Origin of the sequence: Fibrobacter sp. (genome assembly GCA_012523595.1) — a bacterium.
Lineage (GTDB): Bacteria > Fibrobacterota > Chitinivibrionia > Chitinivibrionales > Chitinispirillaceae > JAAYIG01.
Window position 1 is genome coordinate 1 of record JAAYIG010000214.1, and the last position, 14,707, is coordinate 14,707.

The 14,707-nt window shown below is 45.1% G+C and carries 10 protein-coding genes; 8 read left to right on the forward strand and 2 right to left on the reverse strand.

Features of this window, described 5'->3' with window-relative positions; genetic code table 11:
• A partial coding sequence (locus GX089_15175) for a hypothetical protein (protein NLP03835.1) occupies positions 1 to 236 on the forward strand: 236 nt, incomplete at its 5' end.
• A gap of 432 nt (positions 237 to 668) precedes the next feature.
• Here the strand turns inward: GX089_15175 and GX089_15180 are convergent.
• Entirely contained in the window at positions 669 to 2,504 is a 1,836-nt protein-coding gene (locus GX089_15180) for a family 20 glycosylhydrolase (protein ID NLP03836.1), read from the reverse strand.
• Positions 2,505 to 2,771: 267 nt separating this feature from the next.
• On the opposite strand from GX089_15180, the gene GX089_15185 reads away from it, so the two are divergent.
• Positions 2,772 to 2,930 (forward strand): hypothetical protein, encoded by a 159-nt coding sequence (locus GX089_15185; GenBank protein ID NLP03837.1) that lies wholly within the window; start codon positions 2,772 to 2,774, stop codon positions 2,928 to 2,930.
• A gap of 80 nt (positions 2,931 to 3,010) precedes the next feature.
• Here GX089_15185 and GX089_15190 read toward each other — a convergent pair whose 3' ends face one another.
• Positions 3,011 to 5,428 (reverse strand): hypothetical protein, encoded by a 2,418-nt coding sequence (locus GX089_15190; GenBank protein ID NLP03838.1) that lies wholly within the window; start codon positions 5,426 to 5,428, stop codon positions 3,011 to 3,013.
• 167 nt (positions 5,429 to 5,595) lie between these two features.
• Between GX089_15190 and GX089_15195 the strand changes: the two genes are divergently transcribed.
• The 6 genes from GX089_15195 to GX089_15220 all read left to right on the forward strand — a co-directional run.
• Positions 5,596 to 6,240, forward strand: a complete 645-nt coding sequence (locus GX089_15195; protein NLP03839.1) for a lysophospholipid acyltransferase family protein — start codon at positions 5,596 to 5,598, stop codon at positions 6,238 to 6,240.
• Entirely contained in the window at positions 6,218 to 6,964 is a 747-nt protein-coding gene (locus GX089_15200) for a glycosyltransferase family 2 protein (protein NLP03840.1), read from the forward strand. The genes GX089_15195 and GX089_15200 overlap by 23 nt, the downstream gene beginning before the upstream one ends.
• Positions 6,930 to 7,577, forward strand: a complete 648-nt coding sequence (locus GX089_15205) for a protein-L-isoaspartate(D-aspartate) O-methyltransferase (GenBank protein NLP03841.1) — start codon at positions 6,930 to 6,932, stop codon at positions 7,575 to 7,577. Before GX089_15200 ends, GX089_15205 begins: the two co-directional genes overlap by 35 nt.
• An 82-nt stretch (positions 7,578 to 7,659) precedes the next feature.
• Positions 7,660 to 8,358 carry a DedA family protein gene (locus tag GX089_15210; protein ID NLP03842.1) on the forward strand — a complete coding sequence of 233 codons (699 nt, stop codon included), beginning with the start codon at positions 7,660 to 7,662 and terminating at the stop codon, positions 8,356 to 8,358.
• Between the two features lie 231 nt (positions 8,359 to 8,589).
• Positions 8,590 to 12,192 (forward strand): pyruvate:ferredoxin (flavodoxin) oxidoreductase, encoded by a 3,603-nt coding sequence (nifJ, locus tag GX089_15215; protein ID NLP03843.1) that lies wholly within the window; start codon positions 8,590 to 8,592, stop codon positions 12,190 to 12,192.
• 339 nt (positions 12,193 to 12,531) lie between these two features.
• A partial coding sequence (locus GX089_15220; GenBank protein NLP03844.1) for a glycoside hydrolase family 2 protein occupies positions 12,532 to 14,707 on the forward strand: 2,176 nt, incomplete at its 3' end.

Below are 14,707 nucleotides of genomic sequence, written 5' to 3' on the forward strand. Positions count from 1 at the left end.
GGGTTGGTGCCTGCATAAACAGGAAAAGAGAAGAACTGATTGATCACAGCGGCCGAATTAATGAGATCTCCACTGCCAGAGAGATCTTTGCACTGGTTGGAGTCAGCCACTTTGGTTTTTCCTGTATCAATCTGGCCAATTATCTGGGAGTAAGTGGATCAGCGGTTTCGAAGATGATCTCCAGGAGCAACAGAATAAATGAACTGGACTTTCTAAAAGAGATGGTTTGCACGTAAGCTACGTTTGTTCCATTGAAGTCGTAAAGTACGGCATTGGTTAATGCCCATTCTCCTCTATTGTAATAGCCTTCAGTTTTTTTCCCTATCAATGAATTAGAGCAGGGAAATAGCTGCTCCTAGTGTAGAGATATTGGGAACTATTTGCGGAATTGAGGAAAAATGTGAGATGATGCCTCGGATTTAAGGTCTGGCGAGGCTGAATCGATAATTCACCTGCGAGGTAAAACAATGATTAAAATGCAAAGTCCTTAGGTCACCTCTGAGGAAAAATAGTGATCGAAAGCAGAGTCGTTAAATCATCTCTGAGGTGAAACTATGATCCCTGGGTACTTAAGTCACCTCTGAGGTAAAGACACCCTGAGGTAAACCTCAAAAACCTGCATTCCTCCCGAATATCTATCACAACAACTGAAAAGCCCTACCCCCCCCTTATCCCAAACTCCCCACCTTCTCCAATGCAGCATTGAAAATTCTCACTACTTCCTTCAATTCCGACTCCTTATTCCTCTTCATCCAAAGATCAATAAATTCATCAGTCAGAAGCCGCCCGGTTTTAATCAGGTTTTCTTTACTAATTGGCAGTTCACATTTCTGTCCATATTCCTTTACCTTCTTAAAACATAGAAGCCCCAGTGTCCATTGAACCGCCCGTGCACTCCAGAAAAGCTCCCCGTATTTCTCATAAGTATAATTATCCAGCCCGGATATTGCATCGGCTATCTCCCCTGCTCTTCGGAAATTCTCCACCAGAGTTACACTATCCATTTCTTTGACCATCTCTTCTCTGTTCCATAACCCCTGCAGGTTTATGATCCAGGCGTAAATGTTGCCGAAATGGTAAGTATACAGACTTCCCAGTTCCCTTAGAAGGTTGTAAAGAGTTCTGGATTGCTCGCCCCATTCAACCACAGAAGCAGCATGATCAAACTCTTTATCATCACTGTAGGATTCATGATTCCATGAAAGAGCAGCAGCCAGCATCGCTCCATGGAGCGCGCCGGAAAGGAAGTTTACATGACCGCAATCACCCCAGTCTGTCAGAAGAATCCCTCTGGCATTAAAAGAATACCCATGGGAGATCATCCGGCGAATGTTTAAGGATGCGTTTTCAATGTCATAGGAAAATCTGCTCCACCCCCGTGCTCCCGGACAACAGTACTGTGTAAGGCCTTTTTCTGCAAAAAGTTTTACCCCTTCTTCATCTATATCCGGGTCATATCCCCAGTTAAGAAAAACCATCTCAGGAGGAAGCTCCCCTATAAGATCGGGGTGATTAAGTACTATATCTCCCCACATCATTGGTATCTTTCCGTTTTTTATCACAACTCCCGCGATCTTTTTAACAAAATCAACATAGATCCTGCCAACCCCTATTTTTTCTGCCCTGTTGAAGTTTTTTCCTTTGCCCAGATCAAAAGTCTCATCACAGCAGATATTAAAGTATTTCGATGAGAACAGCGGAAGCAGTTCAGTAATCATAGATTCGATCAGCGCAAAGCTTTCCGGATTCGAAGGATCAATTGTGTAATGAGCCATTCTGTCCCAGAGATTATGGGGAATTTCTGAGGCTTTGATATCTAACTCGTTAAGATGCTCGAATCTTTTCAGGCGTAGAAGTTCGTAAAGATGTCCAAATGTTGACAGAGAGGGGACAAGCTCTATGTGCAGGCTGCGGCAGAAACTATCAAGCTCCCTGATCTCCTCTGCAGTAACAGGACTTTTATCCTTCCACAATTCAGGAATATTTCTGAATGCAAAAGTATGCTCTATATAAAGCTGCATCTGATTGAATTTGTAATAAGCGAGCCTCTCTGCAAGCCATTTCAGAGTGTCAAGCCTGGGGACCTTTCCCCTGGTGATATCATGATAAAAGCCCCGGCATGGGAAATCAGGACTATCTTCTATGTAAAGACAAGGGATCTCCCTTCCGCACTGGTCAATAATCTGACAAAGTGTCTGAACTGCCCTGAAAAATGCCTCCTCTCCCTTGCCCGTGATTTCAATCTTCTCTCTGCTCACACTCAGAGTGTAATCCTCTGGCCCAGCGGCTTCCACCTTGCAAAAGTAAATACCTTTACAGTAAATATCTGGGGGACTTTCTGCAGAAAGAATAAAACACATCCTCTTCTCAAGCGTTTTATTAATTGTTAAGATAACAGGCATATATTCTTCAGATAACTCCGGAACATATATCTTATCTCCCGGATCGATTGAAAAAATGCCGTTGATAAAAGTCAGCTTTTTAACCTGAGGAATTAAATACATTGCTGTTCCACTTCACCAAATAAGATATTAAACACTGTAGCTTCCCGGATCTGCAAGAGGTGGAAGATTACATTGAAATGTAAAAATAGTCCGTGCGTTTTTTACAGTTCTCTGAAATTTCTGTTTTCATCATTGAGTAAAAACTAAATAACACAATTCCCAATGATTGATTGAGGAATTGAGGTTCATAGAATTGGTCCGGTTTTTTCATTAGAGATTGTTTTGAAAAGCCGATAATGTATATAGCGACTTTCCGGGGTCTTAATTATGGACAACCATATTCAGATTGAAGAGATACGAAAATATCGCCAGTATCTCTCAGAAATCCTGGGAAAAGATGTGGACGAGGAGACTGCGGCAAGAATCTGGGTAACTAAATATGCGGAAATCTGGCGGATGAAGCAGGACTCAACCACAAGTGCCTGATTAAACCGCTGATTTCCAAAGCATTCTTTATCTCAGATAATTACAGATTCTCCTCGGGATGGTTAACTGATTATCAGCAGTTAAAATCTGCAGTTCAAAGGCAGAGCCATTCTGTTTTCTCTACCTTCCGCTACAAGCACATAAACTCCTGGTGGAACCCTTTTCCCTTTAATGTTTGAATAATCCCAGAGTGCCACTCCGTTCCTGACATTCAACCTGCTTACAAACCTTCCTGACTGGTCATAGATGGTCATGCTGTTAAAAGTCCGATATGCTTTCACTTTGAGCATATTTCCCGCAGTACTGATCGTCAATCCCTGCTGGCTTCTGTTTGCAAGCATCTTCCTGGTCTTGATAACCGGAGGTATATACGCTGGTGGAGCCTCATAAATACTCCCCAGATTTCCAGTGAAATACACCTTGCCAAGTACGATTTCATTTTCTGTACCACTTGGCTGCTGAACCTGAAACCGTATTGCCGTAACCTTTGACAAATCTAATTGTGCATAACCGGACCATCTCTGAGTAAATCCGGCCACAGGAAGGCGAAACTCCTTCATTTGTGTGTTAAGGTAGAGAGAATCGTGAAAATAGTTGTAATCGGTTATATCTGAGGTTATTAGCTGAACGGAAACTCCAAGCGGTGACGCTGAACGGGCAGAAATGATAATAGTATCGAGACCGCTCAGATTAAGATTCCCTTCAGAGGTCATACAGTTCCATTCGAGTGCCGCATATGGATCAAATCCCAGGTGTCCCTGATCCAGGTGGTAAGCCCATTTAAGCAGAGGGCTGTCTTCCTGAATGATTTTGAATTCACGAACTGACGAATTGCCGGCCTTCCCCTCATGGCTGTCAAGATAACTGGTCCAACTGCTTCCTATGTAGGGCATAAGATCGCCATCGCGGTAATCATCGATCAACAGGCGGTTTCCATACATAAGGTTCAGCACTTCCCCAAGCCAGACTCTCTGCTTTACCTGCTCAGAAAGTCCTCTGGCAGAGATGGTAACATCGTAGTAGCCCTGAGGCATAGCACTGCCTTCAGATGAAATTCCAACCCAGGATATGTCTATGGAACTGGATTTTCCACTGAACTGGCACCAGGCTGTGGAGTCTTGCCAATGTACCAGTTCAACCGTCCATCTGGCAGTTTTATTAAAAACCCCGCTTATCTTAAGTGGTTCAACATTGGCTTTGATATCAAAGGGTCCAATTGTCGGTTGATTTACCCACTGAAGCGGCACTCCAGGGAGTGAATCTTTCATGTCTTCCCAAAGATTTGTAAAAACTCCGGAAATAAGTGATGCACCAAACCAGGCCAGAAACTGATCGAAGTACATCTCATTGTGAAGTGTATCCTCAAAGGCTGTATCGCTGGCTTTCCCCCAGTAGTCACGACCTTCATAAAATTTGAGGAGCTCATCGCTGAAAGGTTCTGCTGCCTGTGGACCTCCGGCTCCCATTGCCGCTGTTGCCCACATCCCGATTGTAAGATGACTGTGTTCGGTTCTTTGGCGGGTTACTCCATTGCCAAGTTCAAACTCATCTGTGACAGCACTTCCATCCATCTGGAAAAAATTCGCCCTCTCCGGTGTACCAATAAAAGCCAGTGCCTTTTGAAGGAAAGTCTTGGCACGAGGTTCATTATACCACAGGTAATCGGTTGCGAGCCGCCATAGAACCCTTATAGCATCCTTGTAAAAAAACTCTCCCCCGGCATAGCTGTTATACCCCAGAGCCTCCCCGCAAAACTCACCAGTGGGCTTCATCCAGTCCGGAACCAGCCCATTCTGGTAACCTGGAGAAAAGGTAATGCTTGCATAGCACTGATCAATTACAGCACTCCAGTTATGATTCTCAGAATCAAATTCCTCGAAAACACGGTAGAATGCCGGGGCGAAATAACCGGGATTAACGAAATTACTTCCTCCCCATTCTGCACCTGGTCTGAGATATTTCCCCCCTTCCACCATCAGTGACCAGATATTGTTAAGGATCTCCTGAGCTCTTTGAGCATAACTGACACCTTTGGGGCTTGTGTGTGCCTGCCAGACTTTTTTTTTGACAAGTAAATCGGCGAAGATCAGCGCAAGGGCAATATCCTGCTCAGCATCGGTAGCTGCCCCAGTTCCTATCACGCCGCCCTCACTGTTTGCCCTCCAGTTATAGAATTGACCAGCCCAGAGATAGGTCTCTGCTGCATCCCATATCTTATTAAAGTAAACCTGATCATTACAATAAAGTGCCAGAATCATCCCATAACCCGCACCTTCGGATACAAAATCGTGGGGTAGTTCTGATTTAGGCCTGTGAACCGTTGGGATTTCATAAGGATCTATATTGCGTTTCTTTATTCCCTGCCAGGTTTTAAGAAGTATAGTATCGTAAGGGGTATTTACTGCAGGAAGGGTTGAAGGAAAAGGAAGGAGAGTTGCTGAAGCGTGCAAACAGAAAAAGCATACCGGAATTATAATATTTTTTAGCTTAATATGCATGTTTTCTCCATTAAATATAGGTGCCTGAATTAATTAAATAATTAGTGTATTTCGAAACATTTGCAGTTCAAGAAGCGAAGTTGAAAGAATCTGTTTTTCCAGAAGCAGAATTTTTATTAGTTTCCCATTCTGGACAATACTGATATCTGCCACAAGATAACAAAGGAATGAATATAAAATCCGACTCATCTGGAATGAACCTGACCAGTTTTGCAATCTGGCTTATCGCCTCGATATTAGGCAGAACCTGGCGGTTTAAAATCAAGGCTCCTGAAGCTATTGACCCATTTAACGATCAGGGATACGGCAGAATCTACTGCTTCTGGCACTCACAACTGCTGCCACTTTCCTTTGTTTTCAGAAACACCGGAAAAACCGCGCTGGTTTCTCAGAGCCGTGATGGAAGGATTGCTGCTGCAGTGGCAAAATGCTGGAAACACGATATTGTCTTTGGCTCATCAAGCCACAACCGTCTCTCTGCACTCAGGCAGTGTGTACGGGTATTGAAAGAAAAGAAAAGTATTGTATTAACACCTGACGGGCCAAGGGGACCGGCAGAAATTGTTAAATCCGGTGTGGCACAGATAGCTTTCCTCTCCAGAGCACCTGTTGTGCCGGTGGTACTGTTTTCCGACCGCTCTTGGAGACTTAAATCGTGGGATAGATTTATAATTCCAAAACCGTTTGCCAGAGTGGATATCATTTTAGGTGATCCGATCTGCACTCAACAGTATTCAGACAATGAGGATTTCACCGAAAGTCTTCGCGCTCTGATTCAGGAGAAAATGGATGCTCTCAGCAGAGTGGCCTGAAGTTGTTTTTGTCCTTATTCCGGCTTATAAATCAGCAGATCTTCTAAGGAAATTTCTCCCTGACCTGCTCTGTTTTGTGCCTGAAAAACAAATCTGTGTTGTTGATGATGCCTCAGGAGATAATACTTACGATCTATGTAAAGATTTAAAGATCGATTGTATCAGACATGAAGTAAATAAAGGGAAAGGAGCCGCCTTAAGGACCGGTTTTTCCTTTCTTCTGAAAAAAGGAGCTGCCTGGGTAATAACTATGGACGCCGACGGGCAGCACTCACCCGATGACCTGCACAGATTCATCTCTGCAATCAGTAAAGATCCCGATATTGGGATCTGTATCGGTGCCAGAAAGATGGTTCCCGGAGCCATGCCTTTCTTGAGAATCTGCTCCAACCGCCTGACATCATGGATTCTCTCCCTCTTTACAGGAGTGAATATCAGGGATAGTCAGTGCGGCTACAGGATCTATTCCGCTGCTTTTCTCAGTTCTGTTACAATTGACTATGAGAGATTCGAAATGGAATCAGAAGTCATTATCAAAGCGGTTCGCAGCGGTTTTAAGATCTGTTTTACAGAAGTGCAGACATTATATTTGAGTGACCTAAGTCACATTTCCCATCTTTACGACACTTTTAGATGGGTTAAAGCCGTAATCAGAACTAATTTCAAATACAAAACCAAGAATCAAGCAAATGACAGAACATCTAAATCCAACGTTTGCCTGTGAAAAACTGATCAGAACTCTTCGTGACAAGGGGATAACCGATGAGAGGGTGCTTGATGCCTTCCGTAAAGTCCCGCGTCATCTGTTTGTAGATGGTGCCATGTATGCCCAGGCCTATGATGACAATGCTCTTCCAATCGGTTGCGGACAGACCATATCCCAGCCCTCGATTGTGGCCTGCATGACACAACTCCTTGAACTGAAAAAAGATGAGAAAATTCTGGAGATAGGCACTGGTTCAGGCTTTCAAACTGCGATACTGGCCCAGTTCTCGCGCCGTGTTTATACAATAGAAAGGAACAACGTTCTGGGAGAAACCGCACGAAAACGCCTGAGGGAGATGGGCTATCTTAATGTTGTATTCAAAATCGGTGACGGGACCTGCGGATGGCAGCAAAATGCACCATTTGACAAAATAATAGTAACTGCCGGAGCACCTGTAGTGCCTAAAACTCTTTCTGACCAATTGGCAGTCGGCGGGAGGATGGTAATTCCTGCTGGCGACAGAAACAATCAGGAACTTTACATTTTCGACAAAACAACCGAAGGCCTGCGTCAGACTACAAAAGCAGGTAATGTAGTCTTTGTGCCGCTTATTGGGGAACATGGCTGGTAGTCCTTTTTAATCACAGCAACCTGTAAAACCTGGAACACTTTTTTAAGTCATCTCACCTTTAGAAAAAAGGTCGTCAAGAAATATGCATGAATTGCTCTCAACATTCATCAACTGGTACATGGAACATATCAATTACCTGACCGTCACCATTCTTATGGCGATTGAAAGTTCCTTTATACCTCTTCCTTCAGAAATAGTGGTTCCCCCTGCTGCATGGAAAGCCGCTCAGGGGCAGCTTAATATATACGGAGTCTTTGGTTTCTCGACTTTAGGTGCTTTGATCGGTGCTATTTTCAATTACTACTTTGCTCTGATCCTGGGCAGGAAAGTGCTTTACGCCCTGGCAGACACCAAAATCGCACACCTTCTGATGATCAAGCAGGAGAGCCTGCAGAAGGCAGAGGCATATTTTAACAAATATGGAATCAGTTCAACTTTGATAGGAAGACTGGTTCCGGTCATTCGCCAGTTGATTTCACTTCCTGCCGGATTTGCACGAATGAATCTGAAGAACTTTCTGCTTTTCACCTGTATTGGATCAGGAATCTGGAATCTGATACTGGTCTTACTCGGTTTTTTTCTATACTCCCAGAAAGAACTTCTGGAGAGATACTACCACCTAATCTCTTACCTGTTCCTGGGACTGGGAATTGCCTTCTTTGCATTTATCATTCTAAAGGCAACAATTAAAAGTAACCCCCGCACACCGGAAACGGTTACACCTGTGGAAAGCATTCCTCAGAAGATTCAGGAAGAGAGAACAGGTGAAGAATCGCAGTAATTTGCTGCTGATGCAGCCCCTGCGGTGAAATTGTCCTTTCATCGTATCTTTTCCTGCTTTATGTGCAATATCCAACCTTCTATGCCGAAATATTTCTCCGGCACGTTTTCTTTTAAAATTGGGGTATTCAATTAATTTTGCACCGGTTTTGGTTGGAAAAAATGCTGGTTGCAATTATATTGTTATGTTTTCTCTCGATTCTGATTTAACAATATAGAGGAGCTTATTAACATGTCTAAAAACAAAGTACCTCATGATGGTAATTCAGCCTGCGCACACGTAGCGCATGCGGTCAACGAAGTCATTGCCATATACCCGATCACCCCATCATCGAACATGGGTGAGATTGCGGATGAAAAGAGTGCAGCTGGTCAGAAAAATATCTGGGGAACAGTTCCTCAGGTCTCAGAGCTTCAGTCTGAAGGCGGAGCTGCAGGTGCTGTCCATGGTGCACTCTCAGCAGGAGCATTGACTACTACCTTTACCGCCTCACAAGGTCTGCTCCTCATGATCCCCAATATGTACAAGATCGCTGGTGAACTGACTCCAACTGTTTTCCATGTATCTGCACGTGCCATAGCCTGCCAGGGTCTTTCGATTTTCGGTGACCACGGTGATGTGATGGCTGTACGCCAGACAGGCTTTGCATTGCTTTCCTCAACCAGTGTACAGGAAGCCATGGATTTCGCTCTCATTGCCCATAGTGCAACTTTAGAGGCAAGGGTTCCCTTTGTGCATTTCTTTGATGGTTTCCGTACATCACATGAGCTTCAGAAAATCGAGGAGCTCACATTTGATGATATGCGTGCAATGATAAATGACGAGCTGGTCTGGGCACACCGCAAGCGTTCCATGAGTCCTGACCGTCCCTATATCAAGGGAACCGCTCAGAACCCTGATGTGTACTTCCAGGGACGTGAAACTGTCAACCCTTTCTATCAGATGTGTCCGGGAATTGTTCAGAAATACATGGACAAGTTCGCCAAACAGACCGGACGTCAGTACCATCTGTTTGACTATGTCGGAGCCCCTGATGCAGAAAACGTAATCGTGATTATGGGTTCCGGTGCAGACACAGTGCATGAAACAGTTGACTTCCTCAATAAGCAGGGCAGAAAAACCGGTGTTATAAAGGTTCGTCTGTTCAGGCCTTTCAGTGTAAAGAATCTGATCGACGCCATCCCTGCAACAGTAAAGAAAATTGCTGTTCTCGACAGAACAAAAGAGCCCGGATCACTTGGTGAGCCGCTTTACGAAGATGTCAGATCGGCTATCGGTGAGGCTATCCAGGAGGGAAGTGCAAACATCTCCTCTATGCCGGTTATTGTCGGAGGTCGCTACGGACTGGGTTCAGCAGAATTCACTCCTGCAATGGTCAAGGCAATTTTTGATGAACTTGATAAGAGCTCACCAAAGAACCACTTTGTTGTTGGTATCAATGATGACCTGACGAACAGTTCATTAGATTTCGACAGATCTTTTTCAATAGAGGGAGAAGATGTTTACAGGGCACTCTTTTACGGTCTGGGATCTGACGGGACTGTCAGCGCCAATAAAAACAGCATGAAAATTATTGCTGATAAGACTGATAACTATACTCAGGGTTACTTCGTTTACGATTCCAAAAAAGCAGGAACCGTCACGGTGTCACACCTTCGTTTCGGCAAAAACCCGATTCGCAGCCCATACCTCATCAGCAAAGCCAACTTCCTGGCATGCCATAATTTCTCCTTCCTGGAAAAGCTTAACATGCTCGATAATCTCCAGGATGGCGGAATATTCCTTCTGGAATCTCAGTACGACAAAGACACAGTCTGGAGCAAGCTCCCAGGCCGTGTTCAGAAACAGATCATTGATAAGAAGCTGAAGTTTTATGTTATTGATGCGATCGGAATCGCCCAGAAAATCGGGCTTGGTCCCCGTATCAATACCATCATGCAGACTGCATTCTTTAAAATCTCCAGGATTATCGATGAAAATATCGCGATCGACTCTATCAAGGGCGCAGTCAAGAAAACCTACGGCAGAAAAGGTGATGCTGTGGTGAAGATGAACTTCGATTCTATCGACATGGCTCTGGCTGGAATCCAGGAGGTATCGGTACCTTCTGCACCAACCAATCCTGTTGAGGAGATCAAAGTAGTACCCGATGACGCTCCTGAGTTTGTAAAGGAAGTTACCGCAAAGATTATCAAGGCAGAAGGTGATCAACTCCCTGTGTCCAAGATTCCCAATGACGGTATATGGCCATCTGGAACAACCCAGTATGAAAAACGCAATATTGCGGTCAATATCCCTGTGTGGAACGAGAAGACCTGTATCCAGTGTCATCGTTGCTCTCTTATCTGTCCTCACGCGGCAATCCGCCCGAAAGCCTACGATCCGAAGTATCTCGAAGGAGCGCCTGCAACCTTCAAATCAGCGGATGCAAAGGGTAAAGAGCTTTCAGGTCTGAAGTATACAATGCAGGTTGCACCCGAAGACTGCACAGGGTGCGGAGTCTGCGTTGAAAACTGTCCTACAAAGGGCAAAGGTGACGCAATAGTGATGCAGCCTCAAACTCCTCTGCGCGCACAGGAAGCCGAAAACTGGAAGTTTTTCCTATCAATACCGGAAACTAACCCTGAACTGATCGACAAAGGCACAGTAAAAGGCAGCCAGTTTGTAAAGCCTCTCTTTGAGTTCAGCGGAGCCTGTGCCGGGTGTGGTGAAACTGCATATGTTAAGTTGCTCACACAATTGTTCGGTGATCATGCTTACATCGCAAACGCAACCGGTTGTTCCTCAATTTACGGTGGAAACCTCCCCACCACCCCTTACACAACAAGAGCGGATGGCCGGGGGCCGGCATGGAACAACTCCCTCTTTGAAGACAACGCGGAACTGGCCCTTGGAATGCGCCTTACAGTTGATAAGTTCAACCAGTATGCCAGTGAATTGGCAAACAAGATCATGGCTGACGGTGAATGCGGTCCTGAACTTAAACTGATCCTTGGCGAAATTATCTCTGCTGATCAGTCAACTCAGGAACTTATCGAAGTCCAGCGCGGACGTGTCTCCAATGCCAAAAAGCTGCTTGAGAAGCTCTCCTCAGCAACTGCAAAAGAGCTCCTTACTGTCATAGATTACCTGGTCAAGAAGTCAGTCTGGGCAGTGGGTGGTGATGGATGGGCATACGATATCGGTTACGGAGGACTCGATCATGTGCTTGCCACAGGCAAAAACGTCAATATCCTGGTGCTTGACACAGAGGTTTACTCCAACACCGGCGGACAGTCATCCAAAGCAACTCCTATGGGAGCGGTGGCAAAGTTCGCAGCAGGCGGTAAGCCTACTATGAAAAAAGATCTGGGTATGATCGCCATGAGCTATGGCTATATCTATGTCGCCCGGGTCGCCCTGGGAGCCAACCAGAATCAGACTGTGAAGGCTTTTATGGAAGCTGAAACTTACAATGGCCCATCTCTGATCATCTGCTACAGCCACTGTATCGCACATGGTATCAATCTTGTTCATGGATACCAGGAACAGAAGCGTGCTGTAGAATCCGGTCACTGGCCGCTTTACAGGTTTAATCCGGATCTGGCACCTCAGGGCAAAAACCCGCTGGTCATTGACAGCAAAGATCCCACACTGCCGCTTGCAGATTATGTATACAACGAGAACCGTTACAAGATCCTGCAGCGCAGCAATCCGGAGGCTTCAAAGCAGTTCATTGACCATGCACAAAAGTCTGTTATCGCTAAATTCAAGGCACTGAAACAGATGGCCTCACTGGAAATGGAAAAAGAATCCAGCCAGGAAGAGCAAGGTGAAATGACTGTCAGTCGTTAAACCAGGATCAGTAGTAACTGCCTATAATCAAGCCGGGATCCGCTTAGCGGATTCCGGCTTTTTTCTTTCCACTTTCCATATTGCGCTGCTCTCTCTTTTCCCTTCTCTTATTATCAAAAAATTCTCCTTGAAAACTCATTAAAATGATAAACTGGCCTGTTTGCCTGTCAAAAGGTGCGCTCACTTTCTTCACGTGAGGCTCTCATTCCCCCCCCTCTCCTCCCAAAATCTCAGCATTAGGCTCTCAACATAAGCTTTCGATACCGATACCGAGATGGAAATAAAAGCATAGCAGAAATCTATTATTTTCTTTTATGGTCAAGAAAGGATTTTTAAACCATGAAAAAGAAAAAACTCTTTCTGCATGGATCATGGGAGTTCTCACAGTCCGGAAAAAACAGCTATTATAAAGCAAAAGTTCCCGGATGTGTTCACACGGATCTCCTTAGAGCCGACTTGATTCCAGACCCTTTCCGGGGGGAAAACGAACTGGAACTGGACTGGATAGAACACACTGACTGGGAGTACAGACTCAGCTTCTCAGTTCCTGCCTCTATACTGAATCGGGAGCATGTTGAACTCGTTTTTGAGGGTGTCGACACTCTGGGATCGATCTCCCTCAATGACCACCTGATCGGGCGCACAGAAAACATGTTTACTGAATACCGATTCGAAGTAAAGGAGTTTCTGCAGCCTGAAAACAATTTATTAATTGTTAATTTTCTCAATCCAATGGACTATATTGCTGAAAAGCGCAAATTGCATTCTTTTCCGGAGTGGAATGATCCTGTAGGTGGTGCGTCAAACATCAGAAAGCAGCAATGTTCCTTTGGCTGGGACTGGGGTCCCCGCTTTGTCACCTGCGGTATCTATAAACCTGTTTACCTTGAAGCATGGACAAAAAACAGAATAGATTCGGTTCTGGTAAAACAGGTTCATGAAAATGGAACAGTTACTCTTCACATCGAACCAGAACTTGCAAATCCCGGATCGAAAAGCAGCTTGTCCTTCCGATGCAGGTTATCTCTTAAGGGTACGGCAGTTGCTTTCAGCGACAGCCTGAAGCTTATAGTTGACAACCCAAGGCTCTGGTGGCCAAAGGGCCTGGGATCCCAGCCCCTTTACGAACTGGTAGTCGATCTGATCGACGGGAAAAAGGTTATTGATAGTGTAACCACATCTATTGGCCTTAGAACCATTGTCCTGGACCGCAGCCATGATCAGTGGGGGGAAAAATTCCAGTTTACAGTCAACGGAACTCCTGTATTTGCCAAAGGTGCCAACTGGATTCCCGCAGACAGTTTTGTCTCCCGTGTAAAAGAGTCCACGATCCGCGAACTGTTGATATCCGCAGCCAAAGCGAACATGAACATGCTTCGCGTCTGGGGCGGAGGGATTTATGAATCAGATACCTTCTACGATTACTGTGACCGCCTCGGCATTCTTGTCTGGCAGGATTTCATGTTCGCATGCTCCCTCTACCCGGGAGATAACCACTTTCTTTCTCTTGTCAAAGATGAGGCAGTCACTCAGATAAAAAGGCTCCGAAATCACCCCTGCATTGCACTCTGGTGCGGTAACAATGAAATAGAACAGATGCCTCATGAAATCACAGCCAACCCATTCAGGAAAAAAGCTTACGAAGACCTCTTCTATGAACTGCTTCCATCTCTGATCTTAAAACATAGCAGTCATATCCCCTACTGGCCCTCATCCCCTCATAATCCGGAGGGATATGAGGCAGGATATAACAGTGAAAAAGGGGGTGACGCACATTTCTGGGATGTCTGGCACAGCAGGAAAAGGGTTAAATACTACGAGGAAAAACTGTTTCGGTTCTGCTCTGAATTTGGAATGCAGTCCTTCTGCTCTCCCCGGACAGCAAAGCAATTCACATCCCCATCGGACATGAACATCTTCGCCATCTCCATGGAGAGCCATCAGAAAAACCCTGCAGGCAATCTGATAATATTGGAATACATATCACGCCTGTACCGTTTTCCCCGAAATTATGCGGCACTCGCCTATCTCTCTCAAATCAATCAAGCATACTGCATGAAAGTGGCTGTGGAACACTTCAGAAGAAATATGCCCCAGGTTATGGGTGCACTTTACTGGCAGTTAAACGACTGCTGGCCGGTTGCCTCATGGTCAAGCATAGAATACGGAGGAAGATGGAAAGCACTTCATTACCACGCACGAAGATTCTTCTCGCCGATACTGGTTTGTGCTCATGTACCCGGAGATGAATATCAGGGAAAACTAAATCGCATTGTAAACACAATCTCCGAGGTAAACATTTACACTGTCAGCGATAATCCCCCACCGCTGGAAGCAGACCTGGGATGGGCACTGTACCATCTCGATGAAGGAATTATCACACAGAGAAGACAAAGAGTAAAATTGAACTATGGAGAATCGGTCAAACAGAAAGAGCTCGATTTCACTGAAGAACTGTCAAAATACAGTAAAAATAAACTGGCTCTCAGGATCTTCCTGGAGAAAGACGGAGAAC